At 46.0% G+C, this 22621-nt stretch carries 21 protein-coding genes; 5 read left to right on the top strand and 16 right to left on the bottom strand.

The annotated features are described in order from the left end of the window. Positions 1–32: 32 nt before the first annotated feature. The 3 genes from HQN90_RS23605 to HQN90_RS23615 are packed head-to-tail and all read right to left on the bottom strand — an operon-like array spanning position 33 to position 2608. Entirely contained in the window at positions 33–620 is a 588-nt protein-coding gene (locus HQN90_RS23605; RefSeq protein WP_173223233.1) for a hypothetical protein, read from the bottom strand. Positions 621–644: 24 nt separating this feature from the next. Continuing rightward, complete coding sequence (locus HQN90_RS23610; protein WP_338042370.1) at positions 645–1796, bottom strand: benzoate/H(+) symporter BenE family transporter; 1152 nt, start codon at positions 1794–1796, stop codon at positions 645–647. Continuing rightward, positions 1793–2608, bottom strand: coding sequence for a uroporphyrinogen-III synthase (locus HQN90_RS23615; RefSeq protein ID WP_173223235.1), 816 nt, complete (start codon positions 2606–2608; stop codon positions 1793–1795). Before HQN90_RS23615 ends, HQN90_RS23610 begins: the two co-directional genes overlap by 4 nt. Before the next feature lie 213 nt (positions 2609–2821). On the opposite strand from HQN90_RS23615, the gene HQN90_RS23620 reads away from it, so the two are divergent. Both HQN90_RS23620 and HQN90_RS23625 read left to right on the top strand, forming a co-directional pair. Next, positions 2822–3619, top strand: a complete 798-nt coding sequence (locus tag HQN90_RS23620; RefSeq protein WP_173223236.1) for a protein-glutamine gamma-glutamyltransferase — start codon at positions 2822–2824, stop codon at positions 3617–3619. A 101-nt stretch (positions 3620–3720) separates the two neighbouring features. Then, entirely contained in the window at positions 3721–4281 is a 561-nt protein-coding gene (locus HQN90_RS23625; protein WP_173223238.1) for a hypothetical protein, read from the top strand. 51 nt (positions 4282–4332) lie between these two features. On the opposite strand, the gene HQN90_RS23630 is transcribed toward HQN90_RS23625, so the two are convergent. The 4 genes from HQN90_RS23630 to HQN90_RS23645 all read right to left on the bottom strand — a co-directional run bounded on the left by HQN90_RS23630 (position 4333) and on the right by HQN90_RS23645 (position 7293). Then, complete coding sequence (locus HQN90_RS23630) at positions 4333–5076, bottom strand: SDR family NAD(P)-dependent oxidoreductase (protein WP_173223240.1); 744 nt, start codon at positions 5074–5076, stop codon at positions 4333–4335. 128 nt (positions 5077–5204) lie between these two features. After that, on the bottom strand, positions 5205–5915 hold the full coding sequence (locus HQN90_RS23635) for a YebC/PmpR family DNA-binding transcriptional regulator (protein WP_079412144.1): 711 nt from the start codon (positions 5913–5915) through the stop codon (positions 5205–5207). Between the two features lie 97 nt (positions 5916–6012). After that, complete coding sequence (locus HQN90_RS23640) at positions 6013–6774, bottom strand: glycerophosphodiester phosphodiesterase (protein ID WP_173223242.1); 762 nt, start codon at positions 6772–6774, stop codon at positions 6013–6015. 60 nt (positions 6775–6834) lie between these two features. Continuing rightward, the gene (locus HQN90_RS23645; protein ID WP_173223244.1) at positions 6835–7293 is read right to left on the bottom strand and encodes an Lrp/AsnC family transcriptional regulator; all 459 of its coding nucleotides are present in this window, start codon (positions 7291–7293) and stop codon (positions 6835–6837) included. Between the two features lie 172 nt (positions 7294–7465). Here HQN90_RS23645 and HQN90_RS23650 point away from each other — a divergent pair, with 172 nt between their 5' ends. Beyond that, entirely contained in the window at positions 7466–8635 is a 1170-nt protein-coding gene (locus HQN90_RS23650) for a serine hydrolase domain-containing protein (protein WP_246362799.1), read from the top strand. A 79-nt stretch (positions 8636–8714) separates the two neighbouring features. After that, the gene (locus HQN90_RS23655) at positions 8715–9905 is read left to right on the top strand and encodes an MFS transporter (protein WP_216855431.1); all 1191 of its coding nucleotides are present in this window, start codon (positions 8715–8717) and stop codon (positions 9903–9905) included. A 93-nt stretch (positions 9906–9998) separates the two neighbouring features. Here HQN90_RS23655 and HQN90_RS23660 read toward each other — a convergent pair whose 3' ends face one another. Next, positions 9999–10637, bottom strand: a complete 639-nt coding sequence (locus HQN90_RS23660; RefSeq protein WP_173223248.1) for a YfbR-like 5'-deoxynucleotidase — start codon at positions 10635–10637, stop codon at positions 9999–10001. 152 nt (positions 10638–10789) lie between these two features. After that, positions 10790–11665, bottom strand: coding sequence for a sigma-70 family RNA polymerase sigma factor (locus HQN90_RS23665; RefSeq protein WP_173223284.1), 876 nt, complete (start codon positions 11663–11665; stop codon positions 10790–10792). A gap of 190 nt (positions 11666–11855) precedes the next feature. On the opposite strand from HQN90_RS23665, the gene HQN90_RS23670 reads away from it, so the two are divergent. Further along, positions 11856–12497: an NAD(P)H-dependent oxidoreductase gene (locus HQN90_RS23670; protein ID WP_173223250.1), complete on the top strand. Its 642-nt coding sequence runs from the start codon at positions 11856–11858 to the stop codon at positions 12495–12497. A gap of 95 nt (positions 12498–12592) precedes the next feature. Here HQN90_RS23670 and HQN90_RS23675 read toward each other — a convergent pair whose 3' ends face one another. From HQN90_RS23675 to HQN90_RS23705, 7 genes are all read right to left on the bottom strand, one after another. Beyond that, positions 12593–14488, bottom strand: coding sequence for a substrate-binding domain-containing protein (locus HQN90_RS23675; protein ID WP_173223252.1), 1896 nt, complete (start codon positions 14486–14488; stop codon positions 12593–12595). A gap of 1 nt (position 14489) precedes the next feature. Beyond that, positions 14490–15695 (bottom strand): response regulator transcription factor, encoded by a 1206-nt coding sequence (locus HQN90_RS23680; protein ID WP_173223254.1) that lies wholly within the window; start codon positions 15693–15695, stop codon positions 14490–14492. A gap of 11 nt (positions 15696–15706) precedes the next feature. Beyond that, positions 15707–17494 carry a histidine kinase gene (locus HQN90_RS23685; protein WP_173223256.1) on the bottom strand — a complete coding sequence of 596 codons (1788 nt, stop codon included), beginning with the start codon at positions 17492–17494 and terminating at the stop codon, positions 15707–15709. A gap of 86 nt (positions 17495–17580) precedes the next feature. Beyond that, positions 17581–18609 (bottom strand): galactofuranose ABC transporter, permease protein YjfF, encoded by a 1029-nt coding sequence (yjfF, locus tag HQN90_RS23690; protein ID WP_173223286.1) that lies wholly within the window; start codon positions 18607–18609, stop codon positions 17581–17583. After that, complete coding sequence (locus tag HQN90_RS23695; RefSeq protein WP_216855432.1) at positions 18593–19633, bottom strand: ABC transporter permease; 1041 nt, start codon at positions 19631–19633, stop codon at positions 18593–18595. Before HQN90_RS23695 ends, yjfF begins: the two co-directional genes overlap by 17 nt. Continuing rightward, on the bottom strand, positions 19605–21140 hold the full coding sequence (locus tag HQN90_RS23700; protein WP_173223258.1) for a sugar ABC transporter ATP-binding protein: 1536 nt from the start codon (positions 21138–21140) through the stop codon (positions 19605–19607). The genes HQN90_RS23695 and HQN90_RS23700 overlap by 29 nt, the downstream gene beginning before the upstream one ends. A 78-nt stretch (positions 21141–21218) precedes the next feature. Then, complete coding sequence (locus HQN90_RS23705) at positions 21219–22253, bottom strand: ABC transporter substrate-binding protein (protein WP_216855433.1); 1035 nt, start codon at positions 22251–22253, stop codon at positions 21219–21221. Between the last annotated feature and the right edge of the window lie 368 nt (positions 22254–22621).

Here is a 22621-nt window from a genome sequence, read left to right on the forward strand (position 1 = left end):
AACTGCCCTTAACAACTGTTAAGGGCAGTTTTTTATTTCCTCAAGCTATTTATTTCATCCAAATGGGAGTGAATGCCTTTGCCAAAAACGATAGTTCCGGCTTCATCCGTGTAAGGATAGGTGATTTCAAATTCATCTGTTCCCATCAGTCCTTCGATGGCTAGAACCGCGTTTGTCTGCTTCGATTTTGCCGTCAGAATGGTGTGCATGGAGCCTTGGATATACACGCTTCCATCCTTGAGTATGTGCTTCATCAGTGTTGAAGTAGCATTGACGTATATGGCTATTTTTTGATCCCCATGAACCAATACACCGCTCCCAACCGGATAGACCTCTTCGCTATGGTTCACATCAATAGGTTTAAGGTGCAGGCTCAATTGTATTCTAGCCGATGGATTTAGATGATTAACAATGAGTTCAGGCATGACTCTTTTAACTTGTTCATAGCTTTCTTTATCTTCTTGCTTTGGCAGCCAATCCTTGACTTCTCCCGCCCATTGTATACGTTCAAACTTCGTTTTAGCTTGTGGTTCTTCATGCCTGGAAAAAAAAGCTACCACTAGGGCAATTAGAAGAAAAATCCGCGCCCAGAACCAAATTCCCATGTTTATTTGTTTCATCGCATGTCCTAACCTTATCGAATTCTATGCTGGTGATTTCTTTTCTCCAAAAAGTTGAGCCGTAACCACACCTACAGCTAATGCCCAAACAGGAGACGAAATGCCCAGAAGTGTTATGTTTGATATCGCAATAATAAACGTAAACAGCGTAGAAAATTTGAAATTTATAGCTGAAAAAGCAATTTGCAAGCTATTCATCAGTACCCCGACTAGAGAAAAGCCAGTAATAATTGCAACAAAGGATGAAGGAAGCAGCTCGATGATATCAATGATTAACCAAGCGAATAATCCAAATAACGCAACGAGTGTCCCTGAAACGATCGCCGCCCAAATTCGTTGATCTCGCGGACCCGCGTCTTCCCCACTGCAAAGCGCACTCATCATGCCGCCAATATTGGCAGCATGGCCTGAAAATAGTCCAGCTGCTGCTGAAAATAAGCCTGAAAAAATAAGCGTCTTATTCACCGGAGGATGATATCCATTATTTTTCAATGCAGCTAATGCTACGGCGATATCGTTACTTACAATTAGTATGGAAATTGGAATGGCAATAGACAGTAGAGCATCCATCGTAAACGCAGGCATGACTGGAAGTGGCACGATAAAGCTTGTATGCTGCATCTGCGGAAAATGATAGCTGAGAAGCAAGCCCGCAATTCCAAAAACAAGCACACCCATAAATGGCGGAATTGTTTTGGAAATGATGCGGGTAATGAAGAACCCCAACATAGCGAGTAATCCTACTATTGGCATATCCTTCACTGCCGGAACTATTTTCACAACATAATTTAGAATCAGCCCAGCAAGCAGTGCATCAATGAACGGCTTTGGAATGACATTGAGCACCTTATGGAAGAGACCAGTGAAACCAAGCAAAGCTATGATTAAGCCCGACAAGATAAACCCCCCGGCTAATTCATGAAGTGAATATTGCGCAGCCGTTGACGTCAAGAAGGCGATTGCCGTAATGGAATGAGCCCCGCCAAAAGGGATCTTGAACTTAAGCGTCATCGTGAGGTTCAGAAGTCCGCCGATAAAATAAACAGCAAACATCCAAGTAACAATTTCACTCCGAGTGAACCCTGCGCTTTGTGCTGCATGGATTACTAATAAGGCCCCGCCGCTGCATGCCAATAAAGATGACATGATGCCAGTCATGATATTTTGAATATTCACAACGCTTCTGACCTGCCGTAAACCTTCACCAATTCAATCAACATCGCCCCCATCCTCTCCAGCTCAGGCACAATGACTAGCTTCAAACCTTCCTCTTTCAAGGCTTCAGCTGTTACTTTGCCAACGGCAACCGCTTTGACATGTGTGGAAAATGACTGAAGAACGGTTTCGATCATTCCCTCACGCCGCGCATAGTCGAACAAATATTTCACCTGTACGGCTGTCGTGAAGCAAACCGCATCAATCGAATTTGTCTTAAGCTCCTGACATAAGGTTTCAAGTGTTGCTAGTTCCGGCTCAATATGCCGATAGGGCAGCAGCTGAATAACCCGAGCCCCACGTTCCTCCAAAAATTGGATCAATGCAGGCTGGACTTCTCCGTGCAGCTGGACGACTACCGTTTGGTTCGAGAAGTCATAGGAAGACAACTGATTCATTAACCCTTGCGTCGTCCCATCTTCATCGATGACCTCTGGCTTAAGTTCCAGCTTCTTTAGCAAAGCGTATGTCTTATACCCGCGTGCCGCAACCTTTGCAGCCTTCATTTGGTGTATCAAATCCGCATAAATGCCTAGCTGATCGGCTGCCCCGAGCAGTGTATCTGTTCCTGTACCTGTTGTAAGTACAAACCAATCTACTTTGTTGTTTACGCAAAATAATAGTTCTTTCTCTACGACCTTCTCATCCAAATAGACGAAGCCTTGCAAAGAACGAACTAGCGGGATTCCTCCCTGTTTTTCGATTAACAAGCTCATTTCCTCTGTTTTCCTAGAACCGGCAATTACGATTTTCTTGCCTCTCAATTTATCCATCTCTCTATGAATTCCCCTTTTGTTTGCTTGGAGAGAACTCCTGCAATCTTCGTCTTTGAAAATAGTATATAGGAAAGCGTCCCTTCATTCATCAGCCACTTTGCCATGATTACTCCCATCCAATCTGCCTTTATTTAAGGTTCTGTTTCGGTATTTCTCCCGCATAAAAATAGAATGGCTGCACCTGAATGTTAACAAAATGAGGAGACGTCCATGATCATTCTCACGGGAACCAACCAAATAACCTTCGGTGAAGGTACGCTGACTAGGCAGGAATTAACTATTTTTCAGAAAAAAAATAACAGCGCTGTAGAGTATCACTACGACTCGGTTGATACCCTCTTATTTGAACTAAACATGCGAACTCACATCATGGAGTCCGCGAAAGCGCTCAGTACCAGCGGCGTCTATTTCGCCGATCTCAAAAAATCCATGGCTAATCCCGCCTATTGGAACATAACCGATCAGGGAAGATTCAAGTTGAATGCCGGCGCTTCCCCGCAAAAGGCAATTCGCGATATTTTCACAAATGGAAGCGCCTATGCTTTCGAGTGTTCCATGGCTGTCATTGTCATCTTGTACAAAGCGATATTAGACTCCATCGATCCTAGGCAATTCGATAGGATGAATTCAAATCTTTTAATATTTGATTGGCAATCCAACAGCAAGCTGCACCTGATCGACCGAATCGGGAATGAGGAAGCCATTACGGGGGATATCATCTATTTCGAGAACCCGGAGGTTCATCCTATGCTGCCTTGGTGGAAAGGAGAAAATGTCGTCATGATCGAGGAAGGTCTCTATTATGGACACGGTCATGGACTGGGAATCACCTCAGCAGAAGTGGTCATTACGATTTTGAACAAATACAGATTAGATGGCAGTACCCAATCCGCATTCATGACGGATCGGTATGTGCATCCCGACTTTACCTTCTTCGCGCCGTTTCAGGGCAGTGATCGGAAGAAGCACATTACGGTGAAAATCGGGGATTCGATCTATGTTCGATAAAGCGATGCCTTTAAAAAAGAAAAAATTTCTATAGACAAGTGCCCTGTTTTCTACTCCTTGCATAGGATGACGTATGCCTACATCAGAAAGGGGAAAGAACAATGACACAACGTAATGCATCAACGGAGGATAACCTCCCTTTTTATCAACAAGCAACAAGAAATGAATCGCTCCTTCCAGTTCAACAAGCGCCAACACCAATGCCAATGCCAATGCCAATGCCAGCTCCAGCGCCAGCACCAACTTGGACCGGGGATAACCAACCCATCTATCAACAGCCTATTGCAGCAGTACCAGGCGTGCATTATCCTGCACATCCGCAACAACACTTTGTCCACCAACAACAACCTCATCATGTTTATCATCCACAACATCACTACGCTTACCATCCGCACCATCACCATGCCTATCACCCTATGCATCATCTAGCTTACCATCCTATGCATTTGCATCACCTTGCCTACCAGACACACCCTCATCTTCTGGTACAGCACCCGCATCATTACCATGCGCAGAATGTTCATCACCAACAGCATCATCATGCACAAGGCACTCAGCACCACCAGATGCATGAAATGCAGCATCACCATACACAAGGTATGCATCATCACCATCAAGCCCAAAATACACAGCATCATAACACTTCACATACTAACAACTAATATACCAAAAAAAGACCTGGACACATTATCGTGTCCGGGTCTTTGCTTTGTTCAGACGGCCGTATATCCGCCATCTACCAGCAGGCTCGTTCCTGTAATAAAGGAAGCATCTTCACTGGCGAGGAACAGCACCGCTTTGGCGACTTCTTCCGGTCTGCCTAGACGCCCCATAGGATGAAGTCCAATGAGGTGCTGCGTAACCGCCTCGCTCCGTCCTTCAATGAGCGGGGTGTCAATGTACCCTGGACATACCGCGTTAATTCGAATCCCTTTGGTTGCATAATCTGCGCCAAGCGACTGAGTCAACAGTTTAACTCCGCCTTTGGCCGAAGCGTACGCCGTAACGCTCGCTTTGCCTACGTGACTGTGAATCGAGCCGCAGTTCACGATGGAGCCTCCAGTACCTTGTGCAAGCATCTGCTTGATCGCATATTTATCGCATAGAAATACACCAGTTAGATTGATATCAATTGTTCTTTGCCATGCCTCCATACTTAGTTGATCCGCTGGAGCGTCCTTAGCTATTCCCGCGTTGGCGAATAGAATATCCAATTTGCCATATGTATTCACCGTTTGGGTTACCATATGAATGACGTCATCCTCTTTGGACACATCGGTTTTTACAAACAAAGTATCCAAACCCTTCGCATTCAATTGATCCGAAACCGCTTGCCCCCGATCCGAAAAATCGGCAATAACAACCTTAGCCCCTTCTTCAGCAAATAAGCGGGCTGCTACCTCCCCAATTCCGCTTGCACCGCCTGTAACAATCGCTACTTTCGAATGAAATCTCATGAGTGAACACTCCTTTTCTTCATTTTAAAACCACAGAAAAACCTCATCTATTTTGTCCATGATTTTCTAATTCAACTCCCGTAAATAAAAAAAACCGCGCTGGGCGCGGATAATCAAAACATGTATTCTTATTCGACGTTATGAAACACTTGCTGAACATCCTCTAAATCTTCCAAGGCATCAATCAATTTATCAAATTGCACTTGTCCTTCTTCCGGCAAGCTGACGTTGTTCTGAGCCAACATCGTTACTTCAGCAATGGAGAACTCCGTGATGCCAGCCTTTTTGAACGACTCTTGAACAGCGTGGAACTGCTCTGGATCCGCGTAAACCATGACGATTTCATCTTCTTCAACAAGGTCACGAACGTCGACATCCGCTTCCAGCAAAAGCTCCATGATATCATCGATACTCTTGCCTTCAATCCCAATAACAGCGGTAGCATCGAACATGTAGGCGACTGAGCCGTTAACACCCATATTACCGCCATTTTTGCTAAATGCAGCTCGCACGCTGGATGCCGTACGGTTCACGTTATTCGTCAATGTATCCACGATGACCATCGCGCCGTTCGGTCCGAAGCCCTCATAACGAAGCTCCTCATAAATTTCATCCGAGCTGCCTTTGGCTTTATCAATCGCCCGATCAATAATCGCTTTCGGTACATTATAGGTTTTGGCGCGCTCGAGTACCACTTTCAAAGCACGATTCGCTTCAGGATCCGGTTCCCCTTTGCGAGCTGCCACATAAATTTCCAGTCCGAACTTCGCGTAAATCCGACTTGTATTTGCATCTTTAGAAGCTTTCTTTTCTTTAATGTTATTCCATTTACGGCCCACGATTGATCCCACTTTCTTTTTTTATTTCATTACACATAATAACCGATTTTGCGGCTAAATGGAAAAAATAAATCGCATCTCCGCTTGAAACCGAAGCTTAGTCACGCTCTCCCAGCTCTTGCTTCAAATTAACCAACAAGGCAACATCTCGTGTCGTAATCGAGGCAACACCCAAATTTATGTACGAGCGCATCAGCTCTTCTTCGTTCACCGTCCAAATATAAACCGGAAGACCCAGAGATTTGGCATACGCCACCAGCTCTTGGCGAACGTGGATATGCTCGATGTTGATCCCAAAACAGGAGGCTGAAAGAGCATCCTCACAGGTTTTTACCATTGCCTCCTGATAAGAAAGTGTTCGGAAAAGATTGCTGTCAGCATTCAGAAGTTTTCGCAGATCAGGGGCTGACCGCTCAGCAAGCTCTGCTCGATTCAGTCCGCATCCTGACAGAAACACTTGGCCAGCCATGTCAAATTTCTTCACTAAAGCGGCAATAGGTCCGATGCTCTCGTCCACTTTTACATCCAAATTCACGATTTTACCTGAAGCTTGGATAACTGGCAAAATGTCTTCCAGTCTGCAAATCGCAATCGTTTCGCGCTGCTGACCATGCGTGACATCGAATTGGAGCTCTCTTAATTCTTCGTAGGTCATTCGTGAAAGGGACACTTTCAATCCATGGTCAGTCACCCATTCATCATTATGAGCCAGCACGGGAATGCCGTCCTTCGTTACTCTAATGTCTTCCTCCACGACATCCGCACCAAGTTGAAGGCCTGTTTGTACAGATAACAGCGTATGATCGAGCGTATTCATGCTGCCGCAGTGAGCGGTAATGATGGGAAACGGATTACTCATATTCGCAACATCCTTTTTGGAGAATTATAACAAGCGCCGATGAAAGATGGCAATCGAAATCTAGCTCAGCAGGTTGATGCTTGTTTCTTCAAGAGAAGGAATAAGAAATTTATGTTCGATTGGCGACGACATCACGATCAGAATCGTATAGGTCCCATATTTATCACATTGGTTCCCGAATTCTTCGAGGGCTTTCGTGGAGTCGGACATCACTTTCAATAAGTAATTGTGTTCTCCACTTATGCGGTAACATTCTACCACATCGGGAGTTGAACGGCAGAAGTCAACGAATGCGTGACAATCTCTTGAATGAAAAAACATGTAGGCAGCCGCATGTTTGCCAATTTTCTCAGGGGAAACAATCGTGCGGTACTCACTGATGATTCCTTTTTCTTCCATGCGACGAACTCTTTCTGTTACGGCGGGTTGAGATAAATTGACGCATTTCCCCAGTTCTGTCATCGATATTCTCGCTTGGCTTTGAAGGTGAAAAAGGATTTGCTTATCAATAACGTCCATCGAAATTCACTCCTTTAAATTAAAGGTTTTCACTCGCCAACTACCTTGGTTTTATTCGTCGCAAGGTCGATTGAGCTTTATTGGCTTATGTAATCAAGATAACTAATTTTATATAATAAACTTACAATAGTAAAGCGTCAAAGGCTTTAACTATTTCGAAAGGATGATCATTTTGAGCACGACAAATTCAAACATCTTGAAACCTGACCATTTGCCAGGTCGCATCGATGAAGTCATCGAGCGCACGATCGCGGACAAAAGGTTGGTTGGCGCTGTCATTCAAGTCGCCTTAGACGGCGAGTTGGTTTATAACCGGGCTGTTGGTCTTGCCGACCGCGAGAGGAACCGCCCTATGCAAGAAAATGCCTTATTTCGGCTGGCCTCAGTTACCAAGCCAATCGTTTCAGCAGCCGCCCTCGTCCTCGTTGCGCAAGGGCGCATGCAGTTGGACGATCGTGTTGACCGCTGGCTGCCAGCGTTTCGGCCGCGTCTGCAGAATGACGAATACGCAGCATTGACGATTCGTCACTTGATGACACATACCGCTGGACTGACTTACCGATTCTTTCAAGAAGAGAATGGTGCCTATCAGCGTGCCGGGGTATCCGATGGCATGGATCAGCCAGGTATTACACTGGAAGAGAACCTGCGCCGTCTAGCCTCCGTACCGCTCCTCTATACGCCAGGCACCGAGTGGAAATATTCCATTGCAACCGATGTGCTGGGAGCCGTAATTGCCAAGGTCACTGACACCTCGCTCGGCGAGGCCATACATGCGCTGGTGACACGGCCGCTTGGCATGCGCGACACTGGTTTTACTGCTGCCGATCCAAAGCGGCTGGCTACTGCTTATGCGAATCATACTCCAGAGCCACGGCCTCTGCAGGATCCCGATAGCATTGCCTTTCTAGAAGGTACGGCAGGCTTCCAGCTAGCCCCTGGCCGGGCACTGGACAGCAGCGCCTATCCTTCTGGGGGAGCCGGCATGGTTGGCAGCGCGGGGGACTTCTTGTTATTGCTTGAAGCATTACGTAAGGGCGGATCGCCGCTTCTGCCGGAAGCGTTGGTTCGTGAGATGACGACCAACCAAATCGGTGATCTCCCTATGCCCTTTTGGCCAGGGCGCGGCTTCGGCCTAGGCATTACAGTGCTTAAGGATCCCATTGACGCAAACACGCCGGAGTCACCCGGTACTTGGCGCATGGGCGGCACTTATGGGCATTCATGGTTCGTCGATCCGGTGCAGCGCCTCAGCGTTGTGGCCTTCACCAATACGGCATTGGAAGGCATGTCGGGCCAGTTTACTGTTGACCTATGCGAAGCGGTTTATAACAAAAAATAAAGAACGAACACAGGAGCCTTGGTCCGGTATGAACCGGCCAAGGCTCTTCACTTACTAAGATCATGAAGGAGTGGTCGCTTTGTCGCTAATACGATCTACACGAAAACCCATAAACCCTATTTTCTTTATTGCTCTAGGCTTATTCGGCGTATATACCATTGAGTTTGGCGTTGTCGGGATACTGCCCTCTATTATTGAACGTTATCATGTCAGCGCGTCTCAGGCCGGAATGCTCGTCGGGGTGTTTGCACTTGTCATCGCACTGTTTGGTCCCTTTATGGTCTTATTTCTGTCTAAATTTAATCGTAAGCCTGTCATGATAATCGCTTTATTTATTTTTGCTGGAGCTAGTTTATTGTCTGCTTATGCCCCCAATTTTTATATGCTGATGGCGCTTAGGATCGTCCCGGCGTTGTTCCATCCTGTCTATTTTTCCCTAGCCTTTATTGCTGCTGCTTCACTTTACCCTAAGGAGAAAGCTATGCAAGCTTCCGCCAAAGCTTTTGTTGGCACAAGTATGGGAATGGTTCTCGGAGTTCCGATTACTTCTTATCTTGCGGGTCAGTTCCCCTTCGAAGCGGCTTTTATTTTCTGTACCGTTGTAAATACCGCTGCTGGCATTGGGATCGCCATTATGCTTCCGCAATCGCCCAAAGCCGAGAAATTGTCCTACAGGAAACAACTCGGCATATTGCGTAAAGTCCCCCTTTGGATAAATATTGCCGCCTCCACCTTTATATTTGCCGCGATGTTTTCCGTCTACAGCTATTCCACAGAATACTTGGGGCAAGTACTGGGCATGAGTGGCAAAGTAATAAGTATCATGCTTGTCGTTTTCGGGGTTGGAGGTGTGACTGGGAACCTGTTAGCCGGGAGACTGCTGGCCATCAATATGGTGAAAACGACCATTTTCCAGCCAATTGCCCTAGCGTTATCTTTCCTGCTTCTTTATCTGGGGGAATCCTCTTTTTTGCCTTTTTTCATCCTCATGATTGTGTGGGGAGCCGCACATACTAGCGGATTGATTGTAACCCAGATTTGGTTAACCTCTGAGGCTCGAGAAGCTCCTGAATTCGCAACAGGATTGTATATTTCTTTTATTAATCTAGGTGTGTCGATGGGATCGGTTGTTGGCGGATGGTTTATTTCCGGTACAGACATGCGCGGAACCATCTGGAGTGGCATCCTCTTTATTGTGCTGGCACTTGCTTGCATCGTATTAAAGCTTGTGTACGTTAAACGTAAAGCATTAAAGGCCGCTCATCTTTAACAACGAGGCCCCCAGACTAAAAACGGAGTCCGCATCCCACGCGGCTCCGTTCATATAAGAATATGAATAAAAAATTGTATCAGCAGCTTAGTGTCAAGCACCATTGTCAGCCAAGGCCTCTTCGGTTATTCGTCTTATGTCAACGGAAGAAGTGATTTCATCGTTCACCATGTCCGGCAGAATATGGCTCAAGAAATAGTCCACACAATGCAAATGAATATTTTTGATTTTAATTAAGGCATTTCGGTACATTTTGACGAATTCTTTCTCTGTGTTTCCCTTCTGTATTTCAGCAAAAGCCTCGTACACTTGGTCCATCTTATCGGCAACCTCTAGAATCAACCCTTCAATCGATTCATCTTTGCCTTCACGCAGTTGATTATGAAATATTTCTTTGAATTCTTCTGGGATATGTTCCTCAATAAAGTTATAAACCATGCCTTCTTCTACTTGTTGTATTAAAAGCCTAAGTTCAGGCGAAGCATGCTTGACTGGTGTTTTGATATCCCCAATGAAGATTTCGCCATAATCGTGGCTGCTGGTAATTTCATATAACTTTTTCCAGTTGATGCTGGCTCCATTTTTCTCTTCAATGTCGGCAAGCGTTTTGGCATATTGGATGACTTTCCAGGAATGTGCTGCGACGCTGTGCTCCTCAAACTTGAACTTGCCCGGGCACCTTATAATTCTTTCTAATTCATTGAGAGATCTAAAATAAGAGTGAATGCCCATGATGTTGTCCTCCGTAGTTTAATTTCAATCTGTATTTTCGAAAGTTGGCCATACGGTAAGTATACAACCCCCCTGTAAAGTACAGATTAAAACTAATCAACCGCATTGTTAAAAGTAAACAAGCTCAGGCATTCGACGGCCTCAAGCCGGATTTATCTTCCAGCTGGGTCCAATACCGCCAGGTCAAGCTGGCTTATGCGCGAGGGATCGGCGATCAACTCGACCTCTGTGATCTTGCCGTCCCTCATTGTAAATTGAAGGACATAGAGAAGTCTTCCGCGAGGGGCTGCGATGATGCCTACTGCGCCGTTCACCAGGGCTGGCTGCGCAGCTTGCGCACGTCCCGATACCTGCTTGGCCAGCGCGACTGCGCCTCGCGTAACTCTCAATGCTCCTGACTGACGATCATCCCGAAGCACAACATCCGGATCAAGCGCCGCTACCAGCGCATCGAAATCGCCGGAGTGCGCAGCAGCAAGGAAAGCGTCAATAAGCTCGCGTTGACGAGCAAGATCCGCTTCAGACGCTGTCGCCGTGCCCTGCACCCGGCGTCGTGCCCGGCTTGCTAGCTGTCTGGCTGCGGCTTCGGACTTTCCCACAATGGGGGCTATCTCATGGAAAGGGATGGCAAAAATATCGTGCAGCACGAACGTAATGCGTTCTGCAGGACTCAGCGTGCCAAGCACGACCAGCAGCGCCAGTCCAACCGAATCAGCCAGCAAAGCTTCACGTTCGGGATCGCTTCCGCCATCACGACTTGCCAATGTCTCAGGTACATGATCCTCTATTGAATCTTCGCGTCTTGCTTTTCGAGAACGCAGCATATCAAGGCACACCCGGGAAACAACCGTTGTCAACCATCCTCCCAGGTTCACAACCGCGCTCGTTTCCGAACGGCTCAGACGCAGCCATGATTCCTGTACGGCATCCTCCGCTTCACTCAATGATCCAAGCATGCGATAAGCCACCGCCTGCAAGTGATTCCGATGCTCTTCGAACTGCTCGGCCAACCATTCATGTTCGCTCATCATTTAAATTCCTTCTTCATCTGAATTTAGTCTATATACATAGTGACGAACGAAATCCACCTGATGTGACAAGAATTTATCATTTATTGATTTCCATACTATTCTGTCACACTCCTGAAGTTTGATCCGTCATTGTAGTGAAAGGCCGAGAAATCGGCTTCATTCACCACTTGAAGGAGGCAATTTTAGTATGGCAACAGTCTTATATATCCTAGCAAATCCGAACGATCATGAGGCATCCTATAGCTCAGCAGTAGGAAAAGAGTTCGTAGAGGCCTACCGTTCTGCTAATCCGAAGGATGAAGTCGTTCATCTTGATTTATACCAAATGGATATTCCGCAGCTGGATGCCGATGTTTTTAGCGGATGGGGCAAGCTGGGGGCTGGCAAGGCATTTGGAGAATTGACCTTATCTGAGAAGACAAAAGTTAGTCGTCTTGGCGAACTGGTTGATCAATTTGTTGCTGCAGATAAATATGTATTTGTCAGTCCGATATGGAATTATTCCTACCCGCCCGTTATGAAAGCATACATCGACGCCATTTGCGTTGCAGGCAAAACCTTTCAATATGTGAAGGACAAAGGACGAATTGGCCTGCTGAGTGATAAAAAAGCGGTTCACATTCAAGCAAGCGGCAGCATACTGTCTCCGGGCTCCCCGAATGCCGGCTATGAAATGGGTCATCGCCACCTGGCTGGCATTATGGAATTCCTTGGGGTTCCTTATTTGGAAGGCATCTTCGTGGAAGGGATGGCCGAGTTACCTGATCAAGCGCTCCAGATTAAAGAAAAAGCAATCCAACAATCACGCGAAATTGCTCTGAGCTTCTAACATATCCCCACCTCACTCTGGCATAACGTTTGGCCCAGAGCTGAGGGGGGATTTTATTTTCTATGTTCAAGCAAGCCGGATAGAGCTTACCACTTCTAATACTTCCGTGTAGAAATATCACGTTTCGCCGTATCTTGCGAGAAAATCCCCTCTGCTGTTATGATGTTCACGGGAATCTCTTTGCCTGCGGCGAGATCTTTGACCGCTTTGATAATTTGTGGACCAAGAAGCGGATTGCACTCCACAGACATGTTCAGCTTCCCGGCTTGCATCGCTTGAAAAGCAAGCTTTGTGGCATCAACGGAGAGCACAACAATTTCTTTCCCAGGCTTCAAACCTGCCTTTTCAATCGCTTTGATGGCCCCCAGCGCCATATCATCATTATGAGCGAAGACAACTTGCGGAATCTTCCCCAAGCTGATCGCCTTACTCATTAAAGCTTGCCCGCTTTCATAAGTAAAATCGCCAATTTCCGAATCCAGCACACGAAAGCCGCTGCTTTGCGAGAGAACTTCCTCAAAGCCTTGTTTCCGCTCAATAGCAGGCGCAGAGCCAGCCGTCCCCTGCAGCTCCAATACGTTCGTGACTCCGCTGTCAGCCGCCTTGTGCTCCACAAGCCATCTGGCTGCTCTTCGCCCTTCTTCAACAAAATCCGAGCCAATGAACGTTGTCCACAAGGAATCGTCTTCCACTTTGACCTTCCTGTCCGTCAAAATAACCGGTATGCCCGCTGCCTTCGCTTCTGTCAACACATGCTCCCAGCCTGTTTCGACAATAGGCGTAAAAGCAATGACATCGACCTTCTGCTGAATAAAACGACGAATGATCTCTATTTGCTTGTCCTGGCTTCCCTCTGCGTTCTGCATCATGAGATCAATGCCAACGTCGTGACCAGCTGCATTCTTGATGGATTCCGTATTCGCTGCCCGCCAACTGCTCTCTGAGCCAACGATGGCTACGCCCAGCTTAATCTTTTTCGTGCTTACATCCAATCCAGTGGTGGGAGGCTGCCTATCATTTTGCTCATTGGCTGCTTCCACTTGGTCAACATTTTTACGTGTAATCAGATGACTTCGCAAAATAATTTTCTTGGGAATAACCTTCTCACGGTTCATGATATCCATCGCGTATTGAATCGATTCTCTGCCCCCCGTTGGGCTCGTAACCGTACCGCTTAACACGCCTTGTTTGACTAAATCGAATCCGCCGTTCTCGGTATCCAGCCCATCAATGCCGATGATAGGCACGCTAGGCAAACCTAGCGCTTCAATCGCCCGGTGCGCGCCAAGCGCCATGGCATCGCTGTGAGCAAAAACAAGCCGAACCCCCGGGTTGGAAGGCAATATGCGTTTTAATTCGTCCTCCGCCAAATCTCGCCGCCATTCTCCGTCTATCACTTGGGCAATCTTAATAGATGGCGTCCGCGATAAATAATCTTGAAAGCCATGGCTGGTCTCCTCGACCGATTTGGAATGAATGCTTCCCTTAATTTCTACAATTTCAGACGATGTGCCTGCGAGCAAATCCGAAGCTAGTTTACCCGATTTTTTGCCGATAGAAAGATTATCAGACCCTATAAATAAGGAGTAATCATAGCCAGTAACTCCGCGTCCCAGCACAATAACAGGAATATTTTTGTAGACCTCTGTCACGATAGGGGTCAGCTTCTCGGAATCATTTAACGAAATAATGAGAAGATCAATACCGTAGTTCATCAGCTTTTGAACATCGTGTATTTGCTTCTCACTGTTTTCTGCTGCATCCGTAAAAATGAGCCTGACATTTTTATGCTTTTCAGCTTCTTTGCGAATTTCATTATTCATCATCATTTGCCGTGGTTCGTTTAAATTAGGCTGACTAATGCCTATCAAGAAATCAGGCTCATTTGTCACAGCCTTCAGATTCAACAGACAGATGACCAGCATGAGTACGACCACTGTCAGCAACCCGAAAATAAAAAGCCCTCGTTTATTTCTTGATGGAACTCTCATCCTAATATTCTCCACGTTTTCTATATTCCAGCGGCGATACGCCTGTCATCTTTTTGAACGTATGACTAAAGTAGTGCTGCGATTGATAGCCGACTTTTTGGGCAATTTCATAGATCTTGGAAGTTGGATCGTTCAAATGCTGGATAGCTTTCTTGATCCGAATATCGGTAAGGCAGTCTACGAACGATTTGCCGAGATCTCTTTTTAACAATTTACTTAAATAAGTCGCATTCACATTCATCTGGTCGGCCACTTCCGATAACGATAAATCTTCCTTATAGTAATACGTTTCTAAGTACTTCTTCGTCATCATCACAATGGGGGTCAGGACACTTTCACGGAGGAGCTCTTGATGCAGTTGTTCATAGGACTCCGGCACTTGTTCAAACTGTTCCACGACAGCATAGCTTAGAAGCAAACTAACGCCCAGATAGTTCATCACAGTGCGTTCGAAATCTTGATAAATGGCCCGTAACACAGTCAGTTTTGAAATCTGGGTTAGCGCCGCAATCCGACCTTTGCCCACACTAAAAACAGCGGATACCGGCAATTGCGGCAGCATTTCATTCAGTATATTTTTGATAGCAAATTCCAGCAAGGAAGGGTCCCAAATCTTATTCGGCGCACTGACCGATACTTTGCTAAGTGGTTTCAGCAGCAGCAAACTGGTCTGTCCATGGAAATGCAGTTGAAAAAACGGCCATTCCTCCTCAAATTGTTCCTTGGTAAGCCGTCCTGTTATCCACTTGCTTAGAAATTCCTCACGCATCGTTAACGCATTGAACTCCAATTTATGGTTCATCCATTGCGTATGTTTGAGTTCAACTCTGTCTTTCATTAAGACTTCCAATGCTTTATTTACCGCTGCGTTAAGCTCTGTTTTTTGAACAGGCTTTAGCAAATAATCAAAGACATTGAGTCGAACGGCCTGCTGGGCATAAGCGAACTCATCATGTCCCGATATGACGATCACCAAGCAATCCGGATTTTGCGCTTGCAGTTTTTCAATTAATTCAAGCCCATTCATGAATGGCATGTTGATATCCACAAACATCAGATCAGGGCAAATTAAGGCTGCGGCTTCTAAAGCCTCTTTGCCATTTTCCGCTTCGGCAACAACCTCAATGCCCATTTCTGACCAAGGCAGCGTTTTTCGAAGACCATTTCTTATACGAGGCTCATCATCTGCTATCAACAATTTCCACATCTTCTGCCACCTCATTCTGTCTTTTTCGCTTCTTGCAATTTGGGATGCTTGATTTCAACGGTCGTTCCTTTGCCTAGCTCACTATAGATCTGAAGGCCATAAGATGTGCCGTATGTCAGTTGAATTCGTTCATTCACATTAAACAAGCCTATGCCATAATGATCCTCTCGCTTTTTCTCGCCATGTAAGATTTGATTCATTTCCTCCAGTTTCTCAGGCGGGATACCTGCCCCATCATCCGTAATTCGGAAACAGATCAGATCCAGCTTTTGCTCAGCTGCAATCGTAATTTTCCCCTTGCCTGATCTTGCTTTGATCCCATGATAGATGGCATTTTCGATCAACGGCTGAAGAATGAGCTTGAGGACATGGTATTGATACAAGGATTCCGGAATATCAAACTTAAAATCTAATTTATCCATATAGCGAGACATTTGAATAATCATATAGCTTTCAGCGTGCTTGACTTCATCACGTATCGGAATCCATTCATTGCCTCGGTTTAAACCGATTCGAAATAAATTCGTAAGCGCGCCAATCACTTCAATGATATCGTCTGCTTCATATTCCTGAGCCATCCATTGCAGCGTATCCAGCGTATTATAAAGAAAATGCGGTTTAATTTGCGCTTGAAGCACTTGAAGCTCAGCCTCCCGCTTTTTTTTCTGCTCCTCATAAACCAAATTGATGAGATGTTTAATTTCTTCGAGCATATGATTAAAGCTATCTCCCAGCTGTCCGATTTCATCTTTGGTTTCAGAAACGAAACGTTGATTCAACTCGCCATTCTTGACATGCCTCATTAAGCTCATCAGCTTACGTATCGGACGCACCAAGGTACCGGTAAAATAGGTAGATAAAAGCGCTGCCAAAACAATTGTGATCAGTGTAACAATTAACGTATACAATTGAATATCCTTCACGACCTTCTGGTAGTCATCATTAGGAATAACCCCTATGAATCTCCATTTGTTCGTGATGGAATCGTTAAACAAAATGCGATAATCGTGCCCTTTAATTTCTTGTGTAAAGCTTCCTTGTGAACCATCTGGCAGCCACTTTCCTTGAATCCGATACACAATTTCGTTTGTAGGCGCATACACAATATTGCCTTTATGATCCAATATGTACATAAATCCGGATTGGCCTAACTTCACATTTTCAAAAATAGATTTGATCATATCCATTCGTAAATCCATGAGAACGACACCCATGACTTGTTTGGTTACAGGATCTTGCACGGCATGAACGAGTGACATAACATCGTAAGAGCTGTAATTCAGCGTCGTTGACACATTCCGTCCAATCGGGTTGCTGATAATCATCGTTTCGCTTGGTGCTTTAATTGCGTCTTGATACCAGCTTTCTTCTGTCAGAGGGTCACGAGTAATCCGGTACATTTCATGGGAAGTGAAGGTACCATTCTTATTCACCAGCATAATGCCCATAACTTCCTTGTTGCGCTCAACGTACATGGATAAGGTTTTCTCAATTTCTGCAACGACCAGCCGAGAGGGATCTTGACCTGCATCCAGCTTCATAAATTGCTCAATATTAGCATCCTGTCCCAAATAATGGAGGATATCTTTCAAATGTTCGATATAATAATCGACATTGCTTTCTACTTGATGAATCATCTGCAGCGTACTTTGATCCGCCTGATTCTCGGAGTAATTGCTGTAGGCTCTACTGCCCCAGAAGCTTAAAGATAGTATGGAGATGAGAATAATTAAGAGGAAGATGCAGTTTAGCTTAAAACGAATGCTGCGGTCCTGCCAGTAACGAAGATATGCCTTCACTGCGATCCTCCTCTTGATGTTTGCCAAAGCATAGGTTGCAACTTCATCTTTCGATTTGGAAGATTGTTCCGATCGCTTTTATAATATCATAGCCGTACAACATTTTGGACGTTGTTTTTCAGTTTTTTTGGCGTGAGCGGGTTTCGCTTTTTTTCCCTTCTGGAGACGATGACTCGCTGCAAAGCAATAAAGGCGAACAACAGGAAGCCGATGACGATTTTGGTCCACCAGGAGCTTAATGAGCCTTGAAACATAATCATCGTTTGAATAACACCAGCGCTTAATACGCCAAGCATGGGCCCAACTAAATAGCCAAAGCCGCCCGTAAGCAGAATTCCGCCTATTACACAAGCAGCAATCGCATCCATCTCGCCTCCCATCAAATGAAGGCCATACCCGGAGAGCATGTAAAAGGTAAATACGATTCCGCTCAATGCCGAGCAAAAACCACTTAACGTATAGACGGCTAATTTGATCGTGTAGATAGGAAGCCCCATTAATTCAGCGGACTTCTCATTGCCTCCAATGGCATATACATTTCTTCCAAAAGCCGTATATCTGGAAACATAAACAGCCGCTGCAACCGTAACTAACGCGATGACCACCCCAATGGAGATAGATCCCTCGCCTGGGATAGGAATTCTATAATTCGATATTGCACTATAAATCGGATTATCGATTACGATGCTTTCCGGGCTAATTAAAAAGCACGTGCCGCGCGCTAAAAACATCCCCCCAAGGGTTACAATCCATGGATGAATATGATAGCGGCAGATCAGATAGCCTTGCAAAAGGCCAAATATCGTACCTAGCAGCAGCACGCTTGGCATGACGACAAAGGGATGAATGCCCGCCCTTAGCATGACTGCCGATAAGACACTCACCAATGCGATTAAAGAGGCAACAGATAGATCAATTCCACCCGTAATAATAACGAAAGCTAAGCCCGTAGCAACAATGATCAGAAAAGCGTTATCGACAAACAAATTCAGAAACACTTGCATCGAGAAAAAACTGTCGAACATGGCAGAGCCCGTGCCGTACAAGGAAAAGAACAAAAGCACCGTAGCTAGAATGGTGATGTTAGAGGATGTAATTTTAAGCGGCAGCTTCATTAACAAGCACCTTCTTCCTGATTTTTTGGCCAAACTGACGACTTAATTTATCTCTTAACACATCCGATTGAACCAGACTCACAACAATAATGACGATGGCTTTCACCACCATGACGGATTCCGACGGCACACCAAGCGTGTAGATCGTCGTCGTTAAGGTCTGAATAAACAGAGCACCTAACACCGTTCCACCCAAGTAGAACCGCCCGCCTCGCATCGAGGTTCCTCCGATCACAACGGCCAATATCGCATCTAATTCAAACCAAAGGCCGGCATTATTCGAATCCGCACCTGTAATGTTAGAGCTAACAATGATGCCTGCAAGCGCTGCGCAAAATCCGCAAATGACATAGACGGACATCATAATGCGAGTGGAATGAATTCCGGCAAATTCGCTGGATACACGATTAGAGCCAACAGCTTCCAGAAATAAGCCAAATGCTGTCTTGCGTGTAATAACGTGCAAAATAACGAAAATAATGACCGCCAACAGGACGGAGAAAGGCAAGCCGAGCAAGTAGCCGCCCCCTACAAAGCGATAGGCCGAATCGGAAATCGTAATGATTTTCCCGCCGGAAATCAGCTGCGCGATGCCTCGCCCCACCGTCAATAGAATAAGCGTGGCAATCATCGGTTGTATTTTCAGCTTAGCGACAAGCAAACCGTTCCAAAAACCGCAAAGGGCGCCAATACCCAAGCCTGCCAATAAGGCGAGGACAAAGGGAACATGCTTCTGCAGCAAAAAAGCAGCCAACGAAGCGGCAATAGCCAGCACCGAACCTACGGAAATATCAATGCCCTCTTTGGCAATGACCAGTGTCATGCCTAACGCGATGATCAGAATCGGAGTGCCTCGATTTAAAATATCAATTAAACTCCCGAATAAATGTCCGTCCTGCAAGCGAATATTGAAAAATCCGGGCGTAAAGAACGCATTAAACAGCAGGATCAAAGCGATCCCCGCTGAGGGCCAAAACAATTTGGAATGAATGGCATTATGAAACATGCTCTTGAATCGAATCATTTGGGTACCCTCCTTCTGCGATCATTTGCATAATTCTTTGTTCACCGATTTCATTGCCGGACAGCTCCCCAATAATTTGACGATCCCGCAATACCATAATCCGGTCACAACAACCGACCATTTCTTCCCATTCCGACGTTATCATCAAAATGGTCATTCCTTCCGCTGCAAGCGAAAGGATTAATTTGCGAATCTCCGCTTTGGAGCCTACGTCAATACCTCGTGTCGGCTCATCCAAGATGAGGAGCTTCGGATTGGTCGCTAACCATCTCGCCAGAATTGCTTTCTGTTGATTGCCGCCGCTCAATTGATCAATTCTTTGCTCCATGCTGGACACCTTAATGCTCAGCAGCTTGATATAATGCTCGGCGATTTCTTGCTGTTTGCGAAGCGATAAGTTATGAAGGAGCCCTCGTTTGGCTTGCAAAGCGATTACGATGTTTTCCCGAACTGTTAATTCTCCGATAATGCCTTCCACTTTGCGCTCTTCTGGGCAGAAAGCCAACCCATATTCAATCGCTTTTTTGGGAAACATCGTGCGAATTTTATCATTATCAATCGTCATAGCGCCTTCATCTGCCTTGTCGATCCCAAAAATCAGCTTCGCCATTTCCGTACGCCCTGAACCAAGTAAGCCGGCCAGCCCCAATACCTCACCTCTGCGCACCTTGATATCAAATGGCTCTATGGAGCCTCGGCGTCCTAATTGCTCGGCTGATACCCATACTTCGCCATTGCTTTTCCCGGCAGCTTTGCTCTGCTGCTCCTCATCCTGCCATTCACGCCCAATCATCTTCGATATGAGTTGAATCCTCGGCAGCTCTTCGGTTCGATATTCGCCAACCAGCTCCCCATTTCTTAGCACCGTAATGCGATCGGATACCTCATACACTTGATCCATGAAGTGAGTAACGAATACAATCGCCAGCCCCTCATCCTTTAGCTTTCGCATAATTCGAAAAAGCTCTTTCACTTCCTGCTGGTCAAGACTTGAGGTCGGTTCATCCAAAATAAGCAAGCCGGAGGAAATATCCACAGCTCGTGCGATAGCGACCATTTGCTGAATCGCGACCGAAAATTCCGATAGAGGCTTTGTTACATCAAGCGCGATACTTAACCGATCCAGAAGCTCTTCCGCCTTGCGGTTCAAGAGACTCCAGTCTATGCCGCCCATGCGCTTCTTCGGTTGACGACCGATAAACAAGTTCTCTGCTACGGATAAATTAGGACACAGATTCACTTCCTGATAGACCGTACTAATCCCTAATGCTTGAGCGTCCTTGGGGGATCTGATATGTACGGATTGACCATTCAAGGTCACGCTGCCATGATCCATCTCATGAACACCTGTCAAAACTTTAATCAAGGTGGATTTCCCTGCCCCATTTTGTCCCATCAAAGCATGAATTTCTCCTCTTCTAAGCTGAAAATCCACATTCGTTAAAGCTTTGACACCGGGGAAAGCTTTCGTGACTCCTGTCATCGTTAACACAGGCTGCTGCTGCATAGATTTCCACTCCTTATCTGTTATGAAACGAAATCAAGAGCTCAGGAACGACTCTTGATTTCGTTTTTTCTATTTATTTTAGTATTTGCGGTTAGGGAGAGCGTCAATGGCCTTTTGACCCGTAAAGACGTCTTCATTGGATTTGATCCATTTCGGAAGCTGCTTGCCAGCTTTCAAGTCTTTAGCGGCTTGGAACAATTGCGGCCCAAGCAGCGGATTGCACTCAACTACCGTATTCAGCTTTCCGGCTTTAACAGCTTCGAAAGCTTCTTTGATCCCATCGATCGAGACAATTTTCACGTCGGAGCCTGGTTTTTTGCCGGCTTCTTCAATGGCCTGAATGGCGCCTAGCGCCATGTCGTCATTGTGCGCGTACACGCCTTGAATATCTTTGCCCTCTGGCGATTTCAAAATCGCTTCCATCACTTGCTTGCCGGTTGCACGGTTGAAATCACCGCTTTGCGACTTCACAATTTTGATGTTCGGATGATTTTTCATTTCATCGTCAAAACCTTTTTTGCGATCCGTTGCCGCGCTCGCGCCAACCGTTCCTTCCAGCTCAACGATATTTCCTTTATCTCCAAGATGCTCAGCCATTGCCTTGGCCGCATTTTGGCCTTCTACAATAAAATCGGAACCGATGAAGCTTGTGTACAGATCTTCGTTTTTCTTGTCGACCCCACGGTCAACGAGGATGACGGGAATCTTAGCATCTTTCGCTTCTTTGAGAACGGCCTCCCAGCCTGTTTCCACGACAGGAGCCATCGCGATCACATCCACCTTTTGCGCGATAAAAGAGCGAATCGCTTTGATTTGATTCTCTTGCTTCTGCTGCGCATCCGAGAATTTCAAATCGATGGTTGGATCTGCTTTCGCAGTGTCTTGAATGGATTGGGTTTCCGCACCGCGCCATCCGCTTTCTGCTCCGATTTGAGAGAAGCCGACGACCACCTTGCCGTCTCCTGCTTTGGCAGGCGCATCCGCTGCTTTCGTTGCTTGAGGCGCTGTAGAAGCTGTTGTCGGCTCCGATGTTTTGGCTCCGCAGCCTGCGACCAGAGACATCAGTACGGTTGCTGTAACAAGTGCCCCCATGATTTTTTTTGTTTGTACCATTTGTGTTCCTCCTCCAGATAATTATTTACATCTTTAGTGTAATAGGTTAGCCAAGGAAGGTCTTTACACACAAAAGTCATTTTTTGCTTTATTCCGTCATACTGGATGGAAAGCGTCAACTAAATCGAAGAGGCTCATGCGCAATTGCATGAGCCTCTCGTAGATCTGGCTGCGCAGATCGTCGTTTCCATTTTTTCCTGTCACTATCTCCGCCGGAGATGAAGTTCTGTAGGCAAAATCTCTGAACTCTCTGAAGCCCCCTAATTAGATTGGAGTCATCAATATGCAATAAGGTACAATATTGGTGAGGGGGAATGAGATGTATGAAAAGCAATATCCTTTATGATGAGCAACGGATCAAGGTAGCT

The organism is Paenibacillus alba, from assembly GCF_013204855.1.
In the GTDB taxonomy this organism is placed as follows: Bacteria; Bacillota; Bacilli; order Paenibacillales; family NBRC-103111; genus Paenibacillus_E; species Paenibacillus_E alba.

What these genes read in the sequence shown, in the direction of transcription:
- HQN90_RS23605 (WP_173223233.1), bottom strand. Translation starts at nt 620, where the DNA reads ATGAAACAAATAAACATGGGAATTTGGTTCTGGGCGCGGATTTTTCTT.
- HQN90_RS23615 (WP_173223235.1), bottom strand. Translation starts at nt 2,608, where the DNA reads ATGGATAAATTGAGAGGCAAGAAAATCGTAATTGCCGGTTCTAGGAAA.
- HQN90_RS23620 (WP_173223236.1), top strand. Translation starts at nt 2,822, where the DNA reads ATGATCATTCTCACGGGAACCAACCAAATAACCTTCGGTGAAGGTACG.
- HQN90_RS23625 (WP_173223238.1), top strand. Translation starts at nt 3,721, where the DNA reads ATGACACAACGTAATGCATCAACGGAGGATAACCTCCCTTTTTATCAA.
- HQN90_RS23630 (WP_173223240.1), bottom strand. Translation starts at nt 5,076, where the DNA reads ATGAGATTTCATTCGAAAGTAGCGATTGTTACAGGCGGTGCAAGCGGA.
- HQN90_RS23640 (WP_173223242.1), bottom strand. Translation starts at nt 6,774, where the DNA reads ATGAGTAATCCGTTTCCCATCATTACCGCTCACTGCGGCAGCATGAAT.
- HQN90_RS23645 (WP_173223244.1), bottom strand. Translation starts at nt 7,293, where the DNA reads ATGGACGTTATTGATAAGCAAATCCTTTTTCACCTTCAAAGCCAAGCG.
- HQN90_RS23660 (WP_173223248.1), bottom strand. Translation starts at nt 10,637, where the DNA reads ATGGGCATTCACTCTTATTTTAGATCTCTCAATGAATTAGAAAGAATT.
- HQN90_RS23665 (WP_173223284.1), bottom strand. Translation starts at nt 11,665, where the DNA reads ATGAGCGAACATGAATGGTTGGCCGAGCAGTTCGAAGAGCATCGGAAT.
- HQN90_RS23670 (WP_173223250.1), top strand. Translation starts at nt 11,856, where the DNA reads ATGGCAACAGTCTTATATATCCTAGCAAATCCGAACGATCATGAGGCA.
- HQN90_RS23675 (WP_173223252.1), bottom strand. Translation starts at nt 14,488, where the DNA reads ATGAGAGTTCCATCAAGAAATAAACGAGGGCTTTTTATTTTCGGGTTG.
- HQN90_RS23680 (WP_173223254.1), bottom strand. Translation starts at nt 15,695, where the DNA reads ATGTGGAAATTGTTGATAGCAGATGATGAGCCTCGTATAAGAAATGGT.
- yjfF (WP_173223286.1), bottom strand. Translation starts at nt 18,609, where the DNA reads ATGAAGCTGCCGCTTAAAATTACATCCTCTAACATCACCATTCTAGCT.
- HQN90_RS23695 (WP_216855432.1), bottom strand. Translation starts at nt 19,633, where the DNA reads ATGATTCGATTCAAGAGCATGTTTCATAATGCCATTCATTCCAAATTG.
- HQN90_RS23700 (WP_173223258.1), bottom strand. Translation starts at nt 21,140, where the DNA reads ATGCAGCAGCAGCCTGTGTTAACGATGACAGGAGTCACGAAAGCTTTC.
- HQN90_RS23705 (WP_216855433.1), bottom strand. Translation starts at nt 22,253, where the DNA reads ATGGTACAAACAAAAAAAATCATGGGGGCACTTGTTACAGCAACCGTA.